Origin of the sequence: Shimia isoporae, assembly GCF_004346865.1 — a bacterium.
In the GTDB taxonomy this organism is placed as follows: domain Bacteria; phylum Pseudomonadota; class Alphaproteobacteria; order Rhodobacterales; family Rhodobacteraceae; genus Shimia; species Shimia isoporae.
The window spans coordinates 1736215-1755488 of sequence record NZ_SMGR01000001.1 but is presented as its reverse complement, the minus strand read 5'-3'; the positions used below and the strand labels follow the sequence as shown (position 1 = coordinate 1755488).

The following is a 19274-nucleotide window of genomic DNA, read 5'->3' as shown; positions in this document are numbered from 1 at the left end:
AAGGCAAAGAACAGGCTACAAGGACCATCGCCATGCGAGCGCCCTATGCCTCTGATCCAATGACTGCCAGGGGACGGCTGTTTGCGGAAGAAGAGAGCGGGTTTCGTTCCAGCTTTCAGCGGGACCGGGACCGGATAATTCACGCCAGCGCCTTTAGGCGCTTGAAACACAAAACGCAGGTTTTTGTGGAGCATGAGGGCGACTATTTTCGCACGCGCCTGACACATTCCATTGAAGTCGCGCAGGTTGCGCGCACGATTGCCGGCGCGTTGGGGCTCAATCAGGAACTTACTGAAGGCGTTGCTTTGGCGCATGACCTTGGTCACACGCCTTTCGGGCATACCGGCGAGGATGCTCTGGACTTGTTGATGCAGCCTTATGGTGGCTTTGATCACAATGCGCAGGCGGTTCGGATTGTCACCTCTCTGGAACGACACTACGCCGAGTTTGACGGGTTGAACCTCACTTGGGAAACCCTTGAAGGTATTGCGAAACATAACGGTCCGGTGCTTGGTGAACTGCCTTATGCGCTGGCAGACTACAACGCCGCGCATGATCTGGAACTGCACACTCATGCAAGCGCCGAAGCACAGGTGGCTGCGCTCAGTGATGACATCGCCTACAACAACCATGATTTGCACGACGGTCTTCGCGCCGGGTTGTTTGACGAGGACGCGATTTGTGAATTGCCGATCGTCGGTGACTGCTTTGCGCGCGTAGATGAGAAGTACCCCGGGCTTGATCTGATCCGGCGCCGGCACGAAGCGCTGCGGCGGGTTTTTGGCGTCATGGTCGGTGACGTGATCGATACATCGACTGCTTTGCTGTCGGAGTCAGGAGCGGAGTCTGTAGAAGAAATCCGGCACAATGGCACGCCAGTGATCCGGTTCAGCGATGCAATCTGGGGCGATCTGAAGGTGATACGTGCGTTTCTTTTCACGCGGATGTACCGCGCGCCCTCGGTAGTGGAGATGCGCGAGAAAGTGACAGTCGTGGTAAACGATCTTTTTCCACTATTTATGTCTGATCCGACTCTTTTGCCCGACCGCTGGCACGCAGACCTGGCGGCTTGCCGCGACGAGACTGCTATTGCCCGAATTGTATCGGATTACATTTCGGGCATGACGGATCGCTATGCCCTTCAGGTACACGCGAGACTTCTTGGCAAGGGTTCCGAGTAAGTGTCATTGACGTGGCAGCGATTGGTGGTAAACCCCACTCAAACCTATAAAGGACAGGTCTGATGAACCTATTCACCGAGATGCGCGGGCTGGTGATCGACGCGCTGACAGCGATGCAAGCCGAAGGCGTTCTGCCCGAGGGACTGGATTTCAAAAACGTGGCCGTCGAGCCGCCGCGTGATGCGCTGCACGGTGATATGGCCACCAACGCGGCGATGGTGCTGGCAAAGCCCGCGAAAATGAAGCCGCGGGACATAGCAGACGTACTTGCCGGCAAGCTTGCCGAAGACACCCGTGTGGAAATTGCAGAGGTCGCAGGGCCGGGCTTTTTGAACATGCGGTTGTCGGCAGCTCTTTGGCAGGGCGTAGTCAAAGCGGCTTTGGAAGCGGGCAACGATTTTGGTCGTTCCGATATGGGAACGGGCAAGAAAGTGAATGTGGAATATGTGTCTGCGAACCCGACCGGGCCGCTGCACGTTGGACACACCCGCGGCGCGGTGTTTGGAGATGCGCTCGCGTCTTTGCTGGATTTTGTCGGTTATGATGTGACGCGCGAATATTACATCAATGACGGCGGTGCGCAGGTGGATGTGCTCGCGCGTTCGGTTTATTTGCGGTATCTTGAAGCGCACGGTCAAGATGTTGCATTCGAGGACGGCACTTATCCGGGTGACTATCTGATCCCGGTCGGAGAAGCGCTGAAGGACAAGGTTGGCGAAGCCTATGTCGGGCAGGACGAAAGCGTTTGGCTAGTCGATGTGCGCGAGTTTTCCACCGCGGCTATGATGGACTTGATCCGAGAGGACCTGAAAGCTCTGGGCGTCGAGATGGACCTCTTTTTCTCCGAAAAGTCGCTGTACGGCACCGGTCGGATTGAGAGCGCCCTGGAATCCTTGCAGAGCAAGGGGTTGATTTACGAAGGTGTTCTGGAACCGCCGAAAGGCAAAAAGCCCGAAGACTGGGAACCGCGTGAACAGACCCTATTCCGCTCGACCGATCACGGAGACGACGTGGACCGTCCGGTGAAGAAATCCGATGGAAGCTGGACCTATTTCGCGCCGGACATCGCTTATCATTATGATAAGGTTTCCAGAGGCTTCGACGAGCTTATTGATGTGTTTGGTGCGGACCATGGCGGCTATGTCAAACGTATGAAAGCAGCCGTTTCGGCGCTGTCAGATGGACAGGTCCCGTTGGATATCAAGCTCACGCAGTTGGTGAAGTTGTACAAAAACGGGGAGCCGTTCAAAATGTCCAAACGCGCAGGCACGTTTGTGACTTTGCGCGATGTTGTGGATCAGGTCGGTTCTGATGTGACGCGTTTCGTCATGCTGACCCGGAAAAATGACGCGCCTCTGGATTTCGACTTTGACAAAGTCCTAGAGCAATCGAAGGACAATCCGGTCTTCTACGTGCAATATGCCCATGCGCGTGTGTGCTCGGTGATCCGCAAGGCGGAAGAGGCCGGTATTGCAGCGGCAGACGAGGTTCTGGCACGCGCGGACATTGCGCAGTTGGATCATGACGCGGAAATCACTGTTGCCAGAAAGCTGGCGGAATGGCCGCGTCTGGTGGAAATTGCGGGCCGAACAAATGAACCGCACCGCGTCGCATTCTATCTGTATGAGCTGGCAAGCGAGCTTCACGGTCTCTGGAACAAGGGCAATGAAGACACGTCTCTTCGGTTCATTCAGGACAATGTGGCGACTTCGCAAGCCAAAATTGCGCTCGCGCGGTCCGTGGCCGTTGTTATTTCTGCAGGTCTTGGTATTCTGGGCGTAACTCCGGCGCAGGAGATGCGGTAGTCAAGCTGCACGTCGCCGGTTTTTGAGGAACTAGGCAAGACGACCCCGCCGGCAAAGCATCGGCGTGGGCAGTGAGGCGAACATGGCAGACTATCCCGTGGATGGCATGATCAGGCGCGAAGTTGCGCGGCCTGTTGATGCGGCGTACGAAGCGCCCGCAAGCGGCAATGGTGCGACTAATCTGGTAAACCGGGCCGGTGGCCTTCTTTCAATTGGCCTTGTGGTCGGTGCGTGCGTTTGGGGTTATCAAATCCTGTCGCGAGATGTGAGCGGCGTTCCGGTGGTGCGTGCTTTGGAAGGACCAATGCGCGTTCAGCCTGAAGACCCAGGTGGAAGTCAGGCGGATCACCAAGGTCTCGCTGTCAACGATGTGGCAGCAGTCGGTTCAGCTGCCAAACCGGCCGACAGGCTGGTTGTTGCGCCGCCTCCGATTTCGATTGATAGCGAAACGCCACGTGCGCGCAGTACAGTTGTGCCAAATGTCCGGTCCGATGATCTTCAGGAAGTCGAGGTATCAGCCGCAGCGCCCATTGTCGCTCCGGAACCGATAGACACGAGCAAGCCCTTGAGCGTTGAAGAATTGGCCGCGCAGCTTGCAGCCGGAGCAAAACCTTTGAGCCGGGAAGAGGTTGCGGAAGCAAAGCCAGTCCAAGTGTCTTTGTCTGCCGTGGATGAAGCAGTCAAGGAAGCGGCGCAAGCGCCAAAGCAGGAGATCGTCGGTGGCCTGAAGCGTTCTCTGCGTCCGAAACTGCGTCCTGCGGATCTTTCGACCCGTACGGCCTCGGCTTCGCCGACGATTGACGTGGCTCCAAAGACAATGGATGCAGCGGATATTCCAGCAGGAACCCGTATGGTGCAACTGGGGGCCTTTGCGAGCCCGGAGATTGCTGCAAAGGAATGGGACAAACTGCTGGGACGGTTTGATGCCTATTTGAGCGACAAAACGCGTGTCATCCAGAAAGCCAGCAGCGGCGGTCGCACGTTCTATCGTTTGCGGGCAATGGGGTTTGCTGATGTGTCCGATTCACGCCGCCTGTGTTCTGCTTTGAAGGCGGAAAATGCGGATTGTATTCCGGTGACGACACGGTGACTCAGGCATGAGCCCATTCGGCGCAACGATTTTTGGCTGTGAAGGACTGCGTCTAAGCGCAGGTGAGCGCGCGTTCTTCCGAAACGCGCGCCCATTCGGATTTATTCTTTTCGCGCGTAATATTGAAACCGCAGATCAGGTTCGGGCTTTGTGCGCCGAATTGCGATCCTGTGTTGATCATCACGCCCCGATCCTGATCGATCAGGAGGGCGGGCGGGTGCAACGGTTCCGTGCGCCGTTGGCCACTGAGTTCGTTCCACCACTTGAGGAGGTTGAACGGGCTGGTGCGAATGCATCACGTGCAATGTATCTGCGAGGTCGCATCATCGCGCATGAACTGCATGGCATGGGGGTCGATGCAAATTGCGCGCCGATGCTGGATGTGGCCCGAGACGGCACGCATCCGTTCTTGAAGAACCGGTGCTATGGTACTGATCCAGAAGAAATTTCTTCTATTGGTCGTGCAATGGCAGACGGGTTGTCGGATGGCGGTGTTCTGCCAGTCATGAAGCATATGCCAGGCCATGGCCGCGCCGTGGTGGATAGCCATTTTGACCTGCCGACAGTAACCGCAGCCGAAGCAGAACTGGCTGCAGATTTCGCGCCGTTCAAAGCATTGAATGACCTGCCAATGGGGATGACCGCACATCTGGTCTACACCGCATTCGATAATCGACCTGCAACGACGTCGCCGAAGATGATGCAACTCATTCGAGAGCACATTGGCTTTGACGGTTTGGTCATGACGGACGACATATCCATGAAAGCACTAACGGCGCCTCTGGCAGAAAAATCCGCTGCCAGTATTGCTGCGGGATGTGATGTTGTTTTGCACTGCAACGGCGACCTTGCAGAAATGCGGGAGGTTGCGCAGGCTTGTGGCTTGATGACAGTTGCGGCGCAAGCGCGCGCGGAGGCGGCTCTGGCGGCGCGCAAAACGCCTGATACTGTTGACATTGAAGCGCTCACTGCGGAACTTAAGACGTTCTGAACAGGCGAGCATATGGCCGAAAACCTCTTTGATGACACGGCACCGGAAGGTGCGGACACGCTGGTGGGCGGAGTCTCTGTGGCTGATCGCCTTGCGGCGGAAGCCTTGATCGTTGATGTCGACGGATTTGAGGGGCCTTTGGATCTTTTGTTGACGTTGTCCCGTACGCAAAAGGTGGACCTGCGCAAGATCTCCATTTTACATCTCGCGCAGCAGTATCTGGCGTTTGTCGAGAAAGCGAAGGCGCTCCGACTGGAACTGGCGGCAGACTATCTTGTGATGGCGGCATGGCTGGCGTTTTTGAAATCCAGGTTGCTTCTCCCCCCTGATCCCAGTGAAGAAGGGCCGTCCGGCGAAGAGTTGGCAGCACACCTTGCGTTTCAGTTGGAACGCTTGCAGGCCATGCGCGATGCGGCTGCCAAGTTGATGGCGCGTGACCGATTGGGGCGGGATTTTTTTGCGCGCGGAATTCCGGAGAGCGTTGAACGCGTACGTCGCGTGACCTATTCCGCGACGCTGCTTGATTTAATGCAGGGCTATGCGCGGTTGCGGACACGTGACGAATTCAGGCCTTTCGTGATGGACCGAGAGTCGGTGTTTACCATGGAGGAAGCGCTTGAGCGGATGCGCGGCCTGATTGGTTTTGCTGGCACGTGGACAGACATCATGAGTTATCTGCCGCAAGGATGGGAGAATGATCCCGTGAAACGCCGGTCAGCGACCGCCGCCACCTTTGCTGCCTCGCTTGAGCTCGCCAAGGAAGGCAAGGTGCTTATCCGGCAATCAGACACATTCGCGCCGATCCAAGTGCGACGACGGGAAGACAGAGATGATTGAAGAAAACGACGAAAAGATAGAGGCACAAGTATCTGAAGAAAAAGAAGAAAGCCTGTTCGAGGCGCCGCCAATGGGCGAGCAGGAACGGATGTGCGAAGCCATCCTTTTTGCTTCGGCTGAGCCTGTAACAATCAAGGATATGAACGCGCGGATGCCGCACGGATGCGACGCGGCAGAGGCGTTGGTACACCTAAGAAAGCGTTATGAAGGGCGCGGTGTTCAACTGGTAAAAGTCGGCGACTCCTGGGCGATGCGCACGGCAGGCGATCTTGGCTTTCTTATGCAAAAAGAAACAGTAGAGACGCGGAAACTCTCGCGGGCTGCGATCGAAACATTGGCCATCATTGCCTATCATCAACCGGTCACGCGTGCAGAAATCGAAGAGATCCGCGGCGTAAGTGTTAGCCGAGGCACCGTCGACCAATTGCTGGAAATGGAATGGATCCGGTTCGGGCGACGCAAAATGACTCCAGGTCGTCCTGTGACGTTTGTCGTGACATCCGAATTTCTGGACCACTTCGGTTTGGCCAGTGCGCGAGACTTGCCAGGGCTCAAGGAACTGCGCGCCGCCGGTTTGCTAGAGAACCGCCCACCGCCCGGAACGATGCCGCTGGGTCAGCCAGAGGACGACGAAGAGGACGACGAGGTCATTGAGGGACAGTCGGAAATGTTCGAGGATTGAGAACAATCCTTCGTTTTCCGGCGTGTGAGCCTTAAATTCGGCACAATTGCCACTTATGTTTTCGCATGAGCAGACTGGGAGCGAAGGCATGAACCTCGACCGTATCATCAACATGATTATCCGGCAGATCACGCGCCGTGCGGTAAATGGCGGCATCAACGCCGGCATGAACGCAGTATCTGGCAAAGGTCAGAAGCAGGCGCGCAACGGTAACGGGCAGGGCGGTCAAAGCCGCCCTCAGGGTCAGAACAGCGCGAAACAGGCGAAACAGGCGATGCGCGTGATGCGCCGCATGAACAAATTCTGAGGATTGTCAGGCGCTTTTGAAGTGCTTGGACAATTTCAACCCCTGACCCTGGTAGTTTGACGAAATACCCGCGCCGTAGAGCTGATCGGGCACGTCTGCCATGCGCTCATAGACCAGTCGTCCGACCACCTGACCGTGCTCCAAAACAAAGGGAGCCTCGTGGCACCGTACTTCCAGCACACCGCGTGAACCTGCACCGCCGGCAGCGTCGTGTCCGAAACCGGGATCGAAAAAGCCAGCATAGTGAACACGGAACTCACCCACCATCGCTAAGAACGGCGCCATTTCAGCGGCATAGGCCGGTGGAATGTGAACAGCCTCACGGCTCACCAGGATGTAGAAGGCGCCAGGATCCAGAATGATCTTTCCATCGGCACTGTGCAGTTCTTCCCAGTAGTCAGCAGGGTCATAGTGACCGATGTTGTCGAGATCGATCACGCCAGTGTGTGGCTTTGCCCGATAGCCTACCAACGAGCCAGAAGCGGGTTTCAGATCAACCGAGAAGCCCAGTCCGTCGTCGATAACGGCGTCACCATCCACAAGCGGGCTGCGATCATGCAATGTACGCAGATCCGCATCGGTTAGAATGCTCTGACCTTTTCGGAAGCGAATCTGGTTGAGACGCATTCCCGGACGGACGAGAACCGAAAAGCTGCGAGGGCAAATCTCGGCATACAAAGGACCGCTGTAGCCAGGTGCAATTCGGTCAAACTCTGTACCACCATCAGTGATGGTGCGGGTCAGCAGATCGAGGCGTCCGGTGGAACTTTTGGCATTGGCGACAGCTTGAACACCTTCAGGAAGGTCAAGACTTTCCATCAGAGGCACAACATAGACACATCCCTTTTCAAGAACTGCGCCATTTGTCAGATCAATGCGATGCATTTCGAACTCTGACAGTCGGTCTGCGACGGTGCGGTCCTGTCCGGCAAGGAAAGACGCGCGTACCCGGTAGGCTACCCCACCGAGACGCAGGTCGAGAGAAGCGGGTTGAACCTGTCCTTCTACAACCGGTTGCGAAACCGAAATCTCGCCGGTTGTCAGCATGTTTTCAATGGTTTGGCTGGGCAATACGCCGGTCATTATGGTCCCTCAGGATACAAAAATCGCCCGGGCCTTGCGGCACACGGGCGGTTTTCTATGGTCGGGCTAGCAGGACTCGAACCTGCGACCTTCCGTCCCCCAGACGGACGCGCTACCAGGCTGCGCCATAGCCCGACGATGGGCTGTTCATAACGAAATTGCGGGCGGGGGCAAGTCAAAAAACGCAACTTTGGTCAGGCCTGTTCGCTTTCCTGCGTCGCCTGGAACAGCTTGGCAAAACGGGCAACGAGCGATGAGGCTTCCGCGGCTTGCGCCGGGTGGATATGCGAGACGTGACGAAGGTTTACGAGGAAGTTTTCCAGTACTTCTTCATCGAAGTCTGAGGACGCCGTATCCGGAGTGAAGTCGTCTTCATCGGCGGAAGCTTCGGTCGTGCTGTCTTCTGACGACGTCAAAGCGGGTTCCAATGACGGCTGCTCAAACGCTCCGGTGACAGCGTCTTGCTGTTCCGCAATTCCTTGAGCCGGTACTGGCGCGATTTCCTCGACAGTTTCGGCTGTATCAGCAACGCTTGGTGTCGGCTCCGGTGAAACGTCGTCCGCTTGTGCTTCCAAAGCCTCTGGTTCATTGGCGTTTTCCGAAGCGGTTTCGCCAATCTCCGGCGCGGTCTCAGCAACGTTTTCGTCGGCTGGGGTAGGAATCGCGACGGCGTCGATAATGTCTGCTTCGTCGGAGTCCACAGGCCGAGACAGGGAAGCGACGTATTTGATGCCTTCTTCCCGCAACAGTTTCTGAGCGCCTTTGATGGTCATACCATCGTCATGCAGCAGTTTCTTGATACCACCCAGCAGCAACATATCCTGCCGACGATAATAGCGACGACCGCCGGCGCGTTTGACCGGTTTCACTTGCGTGAATTTGCTTTCCCAGAACCGCAAAACATGCGCTTGGATATCAAGCCACTCGGCGACTTCGCTGATTGTGCGAAACGCATCGCGGGATTTGGCCATAGCTACTGCCGCCTCGGTGTTAACCTGTTACTTCTTGTTGCCGGCTGCCACGCGGTCTTTCATCAGGTGCGAGGGCCGGAATGTCAGAACGCGGCGAGGGTTGATCGGAACCTCTTCGCCGGTTTTCGGGTTTCGACCCACGCGTGCCGCCTTGTCACGGACGCTGAATGTGCCGAAGGAAGAAATTTTGACCTGTTCGCCGCGAACAAGCGCGTCAGACATGTGGTTGAGCACGCTCTCTACAAGCTGGGCCGAGTCATTGCGGGACAGGCCCACTTCGCGAAACACCGCTTCACTGAGATCCATGCGGGTCAATGTCTTGCCGGTCATCTTCTCCCCCTATTTTTCCATCCAATGAGCAAGAATAGGGGCAAGGGAAATTGTGAGTCAATGACCAGAAGGCCGCCGTAAGCGATTATCTGCGCGATTTCACAATGGGTTAGGGGGCGTTATGGGCGTGGCGGTGGTGTTTTTACCAGTGGTTCACCAGCGCAAGACAACGGCACCCCAAGCCAAACCGCCGCCGATCGCCTCAGCCACAAGGAGATCACCCTTCTTGATCTTACCCTCGGAAACGCCAACTGACATCGCAAGAGGGATGGATGCTGCGGACGTGTTGCCGTGGTCCTGAACGGTCACAATGACACGATCCATTGGCACACCGAGTTTCTTTGCGGTGCCCTGGATAATACGAATGTTGGCCTGATGTGGAACGATCCAGTCAACGGCGTCATCGTTGAGGCCAATTTTGGTAAGGGCCGTGTGGGCTGTTGAAGTTAGTTTTTCAACCGCTTGACGGAAAAGGGCATTTCCCTGCATTCGCAGCTTGCCGGAGGAGCCGGTCGAACTGACGCCGCCGTCAACATAGAGCATGTCGCGGTAACGCCCGTCGCTATTGAGGTCGCTGGAAAGAACGCCGCGATCCGCATTGGTGCCGGCTTGATCCTGTGCCTCTAGAATGATCGCGCCAGCGCCGTCACCAAAGAGAACACAAGTTGCGCGGTCTTCCCAATCCATGATCCGGGAGAAAGTTTCTGCACCGATCACCAGAACGCGTTTGGCCTGACCAGACACAACGAGAGCATTCGCGTTGGTCAGAGCGTAGATGAAGCCTGCGCACACAGCTTGAACATCAAAGCCGAAGCCTCGGGTCATGCCGATTTTTTCCTGGATCATCGTCGCAACTGACGGAAAGGTCAGGTCTGGTGTGGAAGTTGCCACAACGATGGCATCGACGTCGTCGGGAGCTAGCCCTGCATTTTCCAAAGCCGATTGGGCAGCTTTAGCGCCGAGCATAGAAGTGGTTTCGTCTTCAGCGGCAAAGTGGCGGCGCTCGATCCCCGATCGGGTCCGAATCCATTCGTCGCTTGTGTCGAGGGTTTTTTCAAATTCCGAGTTGGGAACGACCCGTTCCGGCAAATAGTGGCCAACGCCAATCACTACGGCGCGTGTCGTCATATCGGTGCCTAGCTTTTTTGTTTATTCGTTTTCGTCGGATGCCGACGTAGCGTCATCTTGCGGCAGGGATACAGCGGATGCAACCCGCGCTGCAAGCCTTTCCGAGAAACCCGACTGGCCGAGTTTGAACGCGAGTTTCACCGCTGCGCTGACACCGGTTGCATCTGAAGAACCGTGGGACTTTACCACGGTGCCGTTCAAACCGAGAAACACACCGCCATTAACTCGCCGTGGGTCGATGCGCTTGTTCAGTCGATTGAGGGATGTGTAGGCCATCACAGCGGCGAGTCGTGACAAGGGTGAAAACTTGAACGCCTCGCGCAATAGCGAGCCGATCAGGCTTGCCGTCCCTTCGCCGGTTTTGATGGCGACATTGCCGGTGAATCCATCGGTTACGATGACATCTGCTTTGTTCCCTGGAAGGTCGGTGCCTTCGACAAAGCCGACAAACTCGAAATTGGCGTTTTCTGCGTTCTGTGCCACAAGGTCGTGGGCTGCTTTTAGTTCAGCGCGGCCTTTGAATTCTTCTGTTCCGACGTTGAGTAGGCCGACTCGGGGGCGAACCAGCTCCATACCGTTGCGGGCATAGCTCGCGCCCATCAGTGCATATTGCAGAAGGTCTTGCTCATCGGCGCGGATGTCTGCGCCGACATCGAGCATAATGTTAAAGCCTTGCGGGCTCTTGGAAGGCCAAAGAACCGCGATGGCGGGGCGGTTTACGCCAGGCAATTTCCGCAGGCGCACGACTGACAGCATCATCAGAGCACCGGTGTTGCCGCAGCTCACACAGGCGGCAGCTTCGCCATTGCGCACCGAATCGATGGCGGACCACATCGAGGTGTCTTTGCCATTGCGCATTACCTGCGTGGGTTTATCGTCCATGGAAACGACGTCGGGCATGTCGCGGTATTCGACACGGCCTTCGAGATTGCGGCGTTTGGCAACAAGCCGACGCAGCTTCGCCTCAGGTCCGTGCAAGATAAAGGCAATGTCTGGATTCTTTTTCGCAGACAGCGAAATGCCGGCAACTACTGCTGCCGGCCCGCGATCGCCACCCATGGCGTCAACTGAGATAACCGTACGTCCGGAGTCGGAGTTTGCAGATGGAGTCAAACCTGACATGCGGACGCTAATCTCAGGATATTAAGCTGCGTCTTCGTCCAGGTCGACGTCGTCAACCATGGCAACGACTTCGCGGTCGTCGTAGTGGCCGCAGGATGCGCAAACGTGGTGGGGGCGCTTAAGCTCACCACAGTTGGGGCATTCGTTCGGGTTGCCGGCAACCAGCGCGTCATGTGCACGGCGGTTGTTGCGGCGCGATTTCGATACTTTGTTCTGCTGGACAGCCATTGTCGCAACCTTCGATTTACTGGGGCGTGGTGCCCGTTTCCGTGAGCGTCCCGGGCCAAATCGCGCATCGCGCACCCGAGTCGACATAAATTCCCAATGAGCGCGCGAAAATACTGTTATTTGCGCGCGGCGCAAGCCCTATTCTTCGTCTGCCGGTCCGAGTTTGTCCCGAAGCGCCGCAAGCGAGGCGAAAGGCCGTGCCTCTTCGTCGGTCATGGCCTTTTTTCCCGGCTCAGTAAAGACCGCACTGTCTATTTTTGCGCCCTCAGCCCGTGGAAAAAGCGGAAGGTTCAGTGCAAGAGCCTCGAAAAGAACCGCTGAGACGTCAATTTCACTGCCAAGCTGCTCAGCATTCTCGTCTTCCGGCATTTCGACTTCTTCTTCGTCACCCAGTTCAGGCATCTCCGCCAGGTAGTGACGGGTCACATCCGTCTCGATGCGCGTTGTGACCGGTTCCAGAGTAACCACACACGGTTGCACAACTGTCGCACCAAGGTGTGCAGATAGCGTCCAGTCATTCTTTCCTGCGGCCTTGAGTTGTCCTGAGAACAGAACTTTTCGCACGTCAATCAAATCCAGTTCGGACGCGATCTGCGCCATTTCTGCCTTGGATGGTCGCAGTTCGATGTCGGTCGGTTGGTTTTGAGAGAGCGCGCGTACTTTGAAAATGCGGCCGTATTCTTGCGGGTTTGTCATAATCTTACATTCTTGAACCGATGGCGTTCATTCTGTAAGCGAGATAGAAGGCAGTAAAGGCCAACACAAGAGGGCAGGCATGGCACGAGGAAATAAAGCGATCAAATACGCGGTCTTGGGTGTGCTTTTGGCAACCACAGTCGCGTGTACGACGCGGTATCGCAACCATGGCTACGTCCCAACGCCGGCGGAACTCGAGGAAGTCAAATTGGGTGTAGATACCCGTGATACGATCGCCGAGGCGATCGGCTCGCCTTCTGCAACGGGTATGCTGTCGGACAGTTCGTATGTCTATGTGCGCTCTAAAGTGAAGCACTACGGCGCGCGGGCGCCGGAAGTTGTGGAACGTCAGGTCGTTGCGATTGATTTTGACAGTCGCGGTGTGGCGCGCAACTTGCAGTACTATTCATTGGAAGATGGCCAAGCTGTGCCTTTGACCCGCCGGATTACCGACAATGGTATTCAGTCGAGCGGGTTCCTCCGTCAGCTGTTGTCAAACATCGGGAACTTCGATCCGAGTACAATTACTTCGCAGTAAAATGGACCCAAGCCGGTCGTGGCGGAGCATTTTGTCATTCGGATGTTACCGCCGATTTGGTAATATGTGGCGAAACCTGATGGGTGAGCCGGTTATGCTTATGCTGAAAAAAGGTCGGTATTCCGCGCGTTTGGCGCAAAATGCTGATGATGTTCTGGCGGCGCAGAAGCTGCGCTGTCTCGCGTTTCGCGGCGAAGATGGCCAGGCCTCTTTGGACGCTGACGCGTATGACCGACTGTGTCAGCATATTCTCGTGGAAGACAAATCAACCGGCAAACTGGTGTGTTGCTTCCGATTCATGCGACTGAGTGGTGGTTTCGAAATCGATCGCGCCTATTCTGCCCAGTTTTATGAACTTGACGCGCTGAGGTCTTTTGAGGGGCAGATGATAGAGGTCGGGCGCTTTTGCATCCATCCTGACTGGACCGATCCTGACATTCTGCGTGTCGCTTGGGGTGCGCTAACCGTGTATGTGGACGAAAACAATATTGAAATGCTTTTTGGGTGTTCGTCTTTTGCAGGAACGGACGAGGCACTTTATCTGGATGCATTTGCAATGCTGCGAGACCGGCACATTGCGCCTTCGCGATGGCAACCCAAGGTAAAGGCTCCTGATGTTTTCCGCTTTGCCTCGCGCCTCCGGAAAAAGCCGAATCTCAAGCTGGCTCAACTTCGGATGCCTCCGTTGCTTCGCACTTATCTGATGATGGGTGGCTGGGTCAGCGACCATGCTGTCGTCGACAAGCAGATGAACACGTTGCATGTGTTTACCGGTTTGGAAATAAAGGCGATTCCGCCAGGGAGAAAGCGCTTGTTGCGGGCGATCAGTGCCTGAATTGAACCGTTCCGGTTGACGCTTGGCGCGAGGCGGGCTAGCGCATCGGCATGGCACGTATACCTCTTTTGCAGATGAGCGACATTTCCCTGACGTTTGGCGGGGATCCTGTATTTGACCAGTTGGGCTTGGTTGTGCAACCAGGCGACCGGGTTGCCCTTGTCGGACGGAACGGTTCCGGCAAGTCGACATTGATGAAAGTTATGGCCGGTCTGGTGGAGCCTGATCGGGGAGAAATTGTTGTCCCCGCTGGCGTTTCCGTTGGGTATATGGATCAAGACCCTGATATGTCTGGGTTTTCAACGCTTGGTGAATTCGCATCCGCAGGGCTGGAGCCGGGCGAGATGTACAAAGTCGAAAGAGCCGGTGAGGGTTTGAAATTTGATCCCGCGAGGCCGGTTGAAACCGCTTCCGGCGGTGAGCGACGGAGAGCAGCTTTGGCGCGTCTGATGGCGGAAGCACCGGATTTGATGCTCTTGGACGAACCGACCAACCACCTGGATATTGAGGCAATTGGCTGGCTCGAAGAAGAGCTCAAGGCAACGCGGGCGGGGTTTGTTCTAATCAGTCACGACCGTGCGTTTTTACGCGAGCTTAGCCGTGCAACTCTTTGGATAGACAGGGGAATGGTGCGACGACAGGAGAAGGGTTTTGATGCCTTCGAGGTCTGGCGCGACAAGGTTTGGGAAGAAGAAGACGTCGCCCGGCACAAAATGGATCGCAAAATCAAGGCTGAGGCCCGATGGGCGGTTGAAGGTATTTCAGCGCGACGCAAACGCAACATGGGTCGCGTGCGGGCTCTGAAGGATCTTCGGGCCGAAAGGGCTTCGATGATCAAACGTCAAGGCGCGGCTGCGATGGAATTGTCGGCGGGGCCGAAGTCCGGCAAAAAAGTTATTGATGCCAAAGGGTTGGTGAAGTCTTTTGACGACAAGCCGATTGTTCAGAACTTCTCTCTGACGATACAGAGGGGGGATCGGGTGGCCTTTGTCGGGCCAAATGGCGTTGGCAAAACCACCGTGATCAAAATGCTGATGGGAGAGGAAGCGCCGGACTCAGGCTCGGTAACTTTGGGAACGAATCTTTTGCCAGCCGTGTTCGATCAGGCGCGGGCACAGCTCGATCCTGATATGACCCTTTGGGACAGTTTGACCGGTGATCCCGACATGCGGGTGTCCGGCAAGGCAGATCAGGTGATGGTTCGAGGGCAACCGCGCCATGTCGTTGGGTATCTGAAGGAATTTCTGTTTGACGACCGTCAAGCAAGAGCACCGGTGCGGTCATTGTCAGGAGGCGAAAAAGCGCGCCTGTTGCTGGCAAAATTGATGGCAAAGGAAAGCAACCTTCTGGTTATGGACGAACCGACGAACGATCTTGATGTTGAGACACTCGATCTTCTGCAAGAATTGCTAGACGATTATGACGGCACCGTTCTGTTGGTCAGCCACGATCGCGATTTTCTTGACCGTGTGGCCACAACTACGGTGGCAATGGAAGGCAATGGCAGGGCGACGGTTTATGCCGGTGGATGGTCGGACTACCGTGCTCAGAGACAACCTGATGAATTCAGGGAAAAATCAGAAAAAACAAAGCCTAAGGCTGAGAAGGTAAAGCAAGAGAAAGCTCCGTCAGAGGGTTTGAGCTTTACTGAAAAACACAGGCTTGAAGCGCTTCCGAGCATTATGGAGCGGCTCGAAGCCGAGATCGCGAAGCTCGAAGAATTCATGGCAGATCCGGACCTGTTTACGAAGGAGCCGGTGAAATTTCAGAAGGCGACTGAGGCTCTCGTGGAGCGGCAGACGGCTTTGGCAGATGCCGAAGAAGAGTGGCTCATGCTTGAAGAAAAGGCCGAAGGGTAAGGGTTCTGCAAGATGTCGGCAAAACGTCGGTATTCCGTCGGTATCGTTTGAACGCAATTTCTTGATTGTTCTGTCGCTCCGATGCAGCCTGTTGGTGCGAGAACGGAAAGGATTTTTTGATGGCAGGTGGTTTGCTGGCGTTACTGGACGATGTGGCGTCAATTGCAAAAGTCGCGGCGGCGTCTATTGACGATGTGGCCGCCCAAGCAGCCAAAGCAGGGGCAAAGGCCGCCGGAGCAGTAATTGACGATGCTGCGGTGACGCCAAAATACGTTCAGGGATTTCGCGCCGAGCGTGAACTGCCGATCATCTGGAAGATTGCCAAGGGCTCAATCAAAAACAAGTTGCTGATCCTCTTGCCGGCGGCCCTTTTGCTGGCGAATTTTGCACCATGGCTGATTTCGCCATTGCTGATGATTGGCGGTGCGTACCTGTGTTTTGAGGGCGCCGAAAAGGTCTATCATGTGCTGGTGCCCCATGATGCGCATCATGAAGAGACAGAAGAGGTCCCTGTTGATGCGGCAATTCTGGAGGAGAAGAAAGCAGCTGGCGCCATCAAGACGGACTTTATCCTATCCGCTGAAATCATGACCATCATTCTGAGTGCAATTCCGGAGAGCAATTTCTGGATGGAGGCATCAACGCTGGCGATGGCCGGTGTCGGGATCACAGTCGCGGTTTATGGTTCTGTTGCCTTGATCGTGAAGGCCGATGACTTTGGCCTGATGCTTTATGTGAAGGGGCGTCTCGCGCCGACACGGGCTTTTGGCAAGTGGCTTGTGCGGGCAATGCCGGGGTTTATGAAGCTACTGACCATTGTCGGGACGGCGGCCATGCTGTGGGTTGGCGGGTCAATTGTGATCCACGGCTTGGAAGAGTTGGGTTTCGGCTGGCTCGGGCATCACATTCACGATTGGGCTTATGCTATTGGGCATGCAGTGCCTGAAGGGTGGACCGCGGCGGTGGAGTGGATTTCAAAAGCTGCGATGGATGGCGTTTTCGGTCTGGCACTGGGGATCGTATTGATACCTGTGGCGACCAAAGTGATTGGACCTTTGGTTGCCAAGGTGACAGGCAAGGGAGCTGCGCATTGAGACGCTCTTGATTTTTTTGGTCGCTCGCTGCCCAATACGCGCATAAATTGAGCGTATTTTAGAGGGTGAGATGAGTGAGTGTCAGACCATCTTGGCAGCACCGGTCGAAGGGTATTACGACGATCCGCACGACACCAAGAATCCGAAAGGGCACAAACGGCAAATTTGGATTGACGAGCTTCAGACTGCCATAAATCGCGCAAAGCCGGGCGATGAGGTGCTCCTGCTTGCCGGAAACTACTACGAACCGGTGGTGGTAAATGTATCGGGTACGAGTGGGAAACCGATATGCATTCGGGCGTTTGACGAAACACAGCCACCGTTGCTGGATGGTCGCCGAACACCCGCGGACGGACGGCATGCGGGTATGGAACCGCTGGACGGTGACTTCGCTTTTTTCAAGGTGATCCGTGCAAAGCATATTGTTTTCAAAAACTTGAAACTGGATCGTTGCTGGCCGTCGGCGTTTTTCCTGCGTTCGGCCGAGCATGTCACGATTGCGAAATGTCACGCACTTCGGGGCCGGTTTTTTGTTTATGCGCGTCAATTGGATGATTTTCCAACGCGGGATATTCTGATCGAACGCTGCCAATGGGTGCAGGATCCCGATTTTGACATGTGGGAAGGGCGCGTAACCTGGGAAGAGGTCAAAGCGTGGCCGGGGTATCGCGATCACAGCCATCTCAACGGTGGATTTTTCGGGAGCTACAACATTGAAGGCGGGCTGGTGATCCGTGATTGTGACGTAAGCCACGCATTCAATGTGGTCCGCATGGAAGTGAACAAGACCCATGTGACTGTCAGGCGGCAACGGCCGTCAATAGCGCGAAACAAGGATGTCGCGATTTATCGAAACCGGTTTTCGTTCATTCGCGACAACGCCGTTGAGCCGGAGAAGGGCGCGCAGAACTGGTATGTGTTGGAGAACCGGTTCTACAACAACCACGCAACCTATTCGACCGATCTGGTGGCGATGCGGGACGTGTTCATTATTGGCAACCGAACCCTGAACGACCGTCGACCCGGGCGACCGGGATATCAGGAGTATCAAGGCGGCAAGATTTTCAAATTTCTGAAAAAGGGATCTGACGAGACGCCGCAACCCAGACACAACTTCTACAGTTTGTTCAATTCGGTGCAGTCGCGGACTGCTTACTCCAAAAAAGGCATCAGTTCGCAATGGTTCGACGGCTACACGCTTTTGGGGCTTTATCCTGAACAGTATCCGGAAGATCTAAGCAAACCGCGCATGGCGTTCCACAAGATGAAGTGGCTGGACGGCATGGTCGTGAAGGGCATGGCCTGCACGCAAGATGGATTTCCGGACAAGGGCAACTTTGTTGATTGTGTTGGTGGGTTTGATAAAGCTTTTGAAATCAAATCGTTCAACGCTGTTCCTTATGCACCTTTGGGAGGTTGGGACGGCATGTTGCCAACCTCGGATAGTGTGCCAAAGGTTGTTTCAGAGCGTATCGAGATTGACCGTGCGGCGGGCTCCAACATGATTTTTGAGGCGGGCTTTGGTGTAGGTGCACAGGACATGGCAGCCTTTGGGCTGTCGGGTTGGCCGTTTGAGGATATGGCGGTTTCCAAGGTCGTTATCGAACGGGAAAAGTCCGCCGTCGAGGCCACTGGGGCAGACTGGAAACTACATCTTGTCTAGGTCGGTGGTTTCACCGGTTTGCGCATCGTAGGCCGCTGCCATCGCTGCACGAAGTTTGGCGACGCAGGCATCGGTGTTCTCATCCGCGCCAAAGTGCATCTGGTCCAATACGTCGATGTGGATCGTTCCCTTGAATGGAAAGAATTTGCCGCGAGGAAGGAGTTTATCGGAGTGGCTGATAACAAAGGGGCGGACGGCGCGGCCGGTTTTCTGCGCGATCAGAACCGCGCCAGCCTTGAACGGTGGCAGACCCGGTTTTGTAGCACGGGTGCCTTCCACAAACAGGATCGGCGACCGACGCTGCGGCATCGCATCAACCGCGTCAGTCAGAGAGGCAAGCGCATCCCGGCCCTTGTCGCGGTCAATCTTGAGCAGACCTGCGCCCTCGAAACCGCGTCGGAGCAAGGCAGCTTCGCAAAGCTCTTTTTTGGCACCGAACGTGACCCATTTTTTGTTGGGAATTACGTGCAGCATTGAAAACCCGTCGAGGTGGCTGCGGTGGTTAACCGCAATGACCGAGTTTGTGTCAGTGCGTAGCGCTTCGCGGGCTTCGTCAGAGATTTCAACGTCGACATCAAGAAACCAGAGAAGCCACGTACAGCAGCGCGACACAGTCCGCCAGAACCAGCCGCGAAAGCCGGGGCGCTTGCCGCAAAGCGTAGGGATGAAAGCCACGAAAAGGAAAATGAAGGGACCTAGGAGGACCAAAAGGCAGCGCTTGATAAAGGTGGCGAGCATGGAAGTGGTCCTGTGGCGGGAGGTCTTATGACCTCGAGATAATCAGTCCTTGCCACATAGAGGCTTACGATGCGTAAAGATAGAGGAAATAGGGGT

The 19274-nt window shown here is 55.7% G+C and carries 20 protein-coding genes and 1 tRNA gene; 12 read left to right on the top strand and 9 right to left on the bottom strand.

Going from position 1 to position 19274, the window contains the following annotated elements:
• Positions 1-32: 32 nt before the first annotated feature.
• The 7 genes from BXY66_RS08595 (at position 33) to BXY66_RS08565 (ending at position 6893) form a co-directional block, all read left to right on the top strand.
• Positions 33-1181, top strand: a complete 1149-nt coding sequence (locus tag BXY66_RS08595) for a deoxyguanosinetriphosphate triphosphohydrolase (RefSeq protein ID WP_132859715.1) — start codon at positions 33-35, stop codon at positions 1179-1181.
• A gap of 62 nt (positions 1182-1243) precedes the next feature.
• Entirely contained in the window at positions 1244-2986 is a 1743-nt protein-coding gene (gene argS, locus BXY66_RS08590; RefSeq protein ID WP_132859714.1) for an arginine--tRNA ligase, read from the top strand.
• An 82-nt stretch (positions 2987-3068) separates the two neighbouring features.
• Complete coding sequence (locus tag BXY66_RS08585; RefSeq protein WP_132859713.1) at positions 3069-4076, top strand: SPOR domain-containing protein; 1008 nt, start codon at positions 3069-3071, stop codon at positions 4074-4076.
• Between the two features lie 7 nt (positions 4077-4083).
• Positions 4084-5067, top strand: coding sequence for a beta-N-acetylhexosaminidase (gene nagZ / locus BXY66_RS08580; RefSeq protein WP_132859712.1), 984 nt, complete (start codon positions 4084-4086; stop codon positions 5065-5067).
• Positions 5068-5079: 12 nt separating this feature from the next.
• Positions 5080-5904, top strand: a complete 825-nt coding sequence (locus BXY66_RS08575) for a segregation and condensation protein A (protein WP_132859711.1) — start codon at positions 5080-5082, stop codon at positions 5902-5904.
• Positions 5897-6586 carry an SMC-Scp complex subunit ScpB gene (gene scpB, locus BXY66_RS08570; RefSeq protein ID WP_132859710.1) on the top strand — a complete coding sequence of 230 codons (690 nt, stop codon included), beginning with the start codon at positions 5897-5899 and terminating at the stop codon, positions 6584-6586. The genes BXY66_RS08575 and scpB overlap by 8 nt, the downstream gene beginning before the upstream one ends.
• Before the next feature lie 88 nt (positions 6587-6674).
• Positions 6675-6893, top strand: coding sequence for a hypothetical protein (locus BXY66_RS08565; protein WP_132859709.1), 219 nt, complete (start codon positions 6675-6677; stop codon positions 6891-6893).
• Positions 6894-6899: 6 nt separating this feature from the next.
• Here BXY66_RS08565 and BXY66_RS08560 read toward each other — a convergent pair whose 3' ends face one another.
• The 8 genes from BXY66_RS08560 to BXY66_RS08525 all read right to left on the bottom strand — a co-directional run bounded on the left by BXY66_RS08560 (position 6900) and on the right by BXY66_RS08525 (position 12451).
• Complete coding sequence (locus BXY66_RS08560) at positions 6900-7976, bottom strand: 2'-deoxycytidine 5'-triphosphate deaminase (RefSeq protein ID WP_132859708.1); 1077 nt, start codon at positions 7974-7976, stop codon at positions 6900-6902.
• 58 nt (positions 7977-8034) lie between these two features.
• A tRNA-Pro gene (locus BXY66_RS08555) sits at positions 8035-8111 on the bottom strand.
• A 59-nt stretch (positions 8112-8170) separates the two neighbouring features.
• Complete coding sequence (locus tag BXY66_RS20590) at positions 8171-8947, bottom strand: MerR family transcriptional regulator (protein WP_243694328.1); 777 nt, start codon at positions 8945-8947, stop codon at positions 8171-8173.
• 27 nt (positions 8948-8974) lie between these two features.
• On the bottom strand, positions 8975-9277 hold the full coding sequence (ihfA, locus tag BXY66_RS08545; protein WP_093319729.1) for an integration host factor subunit alpha: 303 nt from the start codon (positions 9275-9277) through the stop codon (positions 8975-8977).
• A 153-nt stretch (positions 9278-9430) separates the two neighbouring features.
• Positions 9431-10405, bottom strand: a complete 975-nt coding sequence (locus tag BXY66_RS08540) for a beta-ketoacyl-ACP synthase III (protein WP_132859707.1) — start codon at positions 10403-10405, stop codon at positions 9431-9433.
• A gap of 21 nt (positions 10406-10426) precedes the next feature.
• On the bottom strand, positions 10427-11527 hold the full coding sequence (plsX, locus tag BXY66_RS08535) for a phosphate acyltransferase PlsX (RefSeq protein WP_132859706.1): 1101 nt from the start codon (positions 11525-11527) through the stop codon (positions 10427-10429).
• A gap of 21 nt (positions 11528-11548) precedes the next feature.
• Positions 11549-11755 (bottom strand): 50S ribosomal protein L32, encoded by a 207-nt coding sequence (gene rpmF, locus BXY66_RS08530; protein ID WP_093319737.1) that lies wholly within the window; start codon positions 11753-11755, stop codon positions 11549-11551.
• 138 nt (positions 11756-11893) lie between these two features.
• Positions 11894-12451 carry a YceD family protein gene (locus BXY66_RS08525; RefSeq protein ID WP_132859705.1) on the bottom strand — a complete coding sequence of 186 codons (558 nt, stop codon included), beginning with the start codon at positions 12449-12451 and terminating at the stop codon, positions 11894-11896.
• A 79-nt stretch (positions 12452-12530) separates the two neighbouring features.
• Between BXY66_RS08525 and BXY66_RS08520 the strand changes: the two genes are divergently transcribed.
• The 5 genes from BXY66_RS08520 to BXY66_RS08500 all read left to right on the top strand — a co-directional run bounded on the left by BXY66_RS08520 (position 12531) and on the right by BXY66_RS08500 (position 18440).
• Positions 12531-12989, top strand: a complete 459-nt coding sequence (locus BXY66_RS08520; RefSeq protein ID WP_132859704.1) for an outer membrane protein assembly factor BamE — start codon at positions 12531-12533, stop codon at positions 12987-12989.
• A 79-nt stretch (positions 12990-13068) separates the two neighbouring features.
• Positions 13069-13824, top strand: coding sequence for a GNAT family N-acetyltransferase (locus BXY66_RS08515; RefSeq protein ID WP_243694327.1), 756 nt, complete (start codon positions 13069-13071; stop codon positions 13822-13824).
• A gap of 50 nt (positions 13825-13874) precedes the next feature.
• Positions 13875-15683, top strand: coding sequence for an ABC-F family ATP-binding cassette domain-containing protein (locus BXY66_RS08510; RefSeq protein WP_132859703.1), 1809 nt, complete (start codon positions 13875-13877; stop codon positions 15681-15683).
• Between the two features lie 119 nt (positions 15684-15802).
• A complete protein-coding gene (locus BXY66_RS08505) occupies positions 15803-16777 on the top strand; it encodes a DUF808 domain-containing protein (RefSeq protein ID WP_132859702.1) in 975 nt (324 codons plus the stop codon).
• 70 nt (positions 16778-16847) lie between these two features.
• Positions 16848-18440 (top strand): right-handed parallel beta-helix repeat-containing protein, encoded by a 1593-nt coding sequence (locus BXY66_RS08500; RefSeq protein WP_132859701.1) that lies wholly within the window; start codon positions 16848-16850, stop codon positions 18438-18440.
• Here the strand turns inward: BXY66_RS08500 and BXY66_RS08495 are convergent.
• Positions 18426-19178: a lysophospholipid acyltransferase family protein gene (locus tag BXY66_RS08495; protein ID WP_132859700.1), complete on the bottom strand. Its 753-nt coding sequence runs from the start codon at positions 19176-19178 to the stop codon at positions 18426-18428. The genes BXY66_RS08500 and BXY66_RS08495 overlap by 15 nt on opposite strands.
• Positions 19179-19274: the final 96 nt, after the last annotated feature.

Bases quoted from the DNA above. Each gene is read 5' to 3' on its own strand.
- BXY66_RS08595 (WP_132859715.1), top strand. From the start codon at position 33: ATGCGAGCGCCCTATGCCTCTGATCCAATGACTGCCAGGGGACGGCTG.
- argS (WP_132859714.1), top strand. From the start codon at position 1,244: ATGAACCTATTCACCGAGATGCGCGGGCTGGTGATCGACGCGCTGACA.
- BXY66_RS08585 (WP_132859713.1), top strand. From the start codon at position 3,069: ATGGCAGACTATCCCGTGGATGGCATGATCAGGCGCGAAGTTGCGCGG.
- nagZ (WP_132859712.1), top strand. From the start codon at position 4,084: ATGAGCCCATTCGGCGCAACGATTTTTGGCTGTGAAGGACTGCGTCTA.
- BXY66_RS08575 (WP_132859711.1), top strand. From the start codon at position 5,080: ATGGCCGAAAACCTCTTTGATGACACGGCACCGGAAGGTGCGGACACG.
- scpB (WP_132859710.1), top strand. From the start codon at position 5,897: ATGATTGAAGAAAACGACGAAAAGATAGAGGCACAAGTATCTGAAGAA.
- BXY66_RS08565 (WP_132859709.1), top strand. From the start codon at position 6,675: ATGAACCTCGACCGTATCATCAACATGATTATCCGGCAGATCACGCGC.
- BXY66_RS08560 (WP_132859708.1), bottom strand. From the start codon at position 7,976: ATGACCGGCGTATTGCCCAGCCAAACCATTGAAAACATGCTGACAACC.
- BXY66_RS20590 (WP_243694328.1), bottom strand. From the start codon at position 8,947: ATGGCCAAATCCCGCGATGCGTTTCGCACAATCAGCGAAGTCGCCGAG.
- ihfA (WP_093319729.1), bottom strand. From the start codon at position 9,277: ATGACCGGCAAGACATTGACCCGCATGGATCTCAGTGAAGCGGTGTTT.
- BXY66_RS08540 (WP_132859707.1), bottom strand. From the start codon at position 10,405: ATGACGACACGCGCCGTAGTGATTGGCGTTGGCCACTATTTGCCGGAA.
- plsX (WP_132859706.1), bottom strand. From the start codon at position 11,527: ATGTCAGGTTTGACTCCATCTGCAAACTCCGACTCCGGACGTACGGTT.
- rpmF (WP_093319737.1), bottom strand. From the start codon at position 11,755: ATGGCTGTCCAGCAGAACAAAGTATCGAAATCGCGCCGCAACAACCGC.
- BXY66_RS08525 (WP_132859705.1), bottom strand. From the start codon at position 12,451: ATGACAAACCCGCAAGAATACGGCCGCATTTTCAAAGTACGCGCGCTC.
- BXY66_RS08520 (WP_132859704.1), top strand. From the start codon at position 12,531: ATGGCACGAGGAAATAAAGCGATCAAATACGCGGTCTTGGGTGTGCTT.
- BXY66_RS08515 (WP_243694327.1), top strand. From the start codon at position 13,069: ATGGGTGAGCCGGTTATGCTTATGCTGAAAAAAGGTCGGTATTCCGCG.
- BXY66_RS08510 (WP_132859703.1), top strand. From the start codon at position 13,875: ATGGCACGTATACCTCTTTTGCAGATGAGCGACATTTCCCTGACGTTT.
- BXY66_RS08505 (WP_132859702.1), top strand. From the start codon at position 15,803: ATGGCAGGTGGTTTGCTGGCGTTACTGGACGATGTGGCGTCAATTGCA.
- BXY66_RS08500 (WP_132859701.1), top strand. From the start codon at position 16,848: ATGAGTGAGTGTCAGACCATCTTGGCAGCACCGGTCGAAGGGTATTAC.
- BXY66_RS08495 (WP_132859700.1), bottom strand. From the start codon at position 19,178: ATGCTCGCCACCTTTATCAAGCGCTGCCTTTTGGTCCTCCTAGGTCCC.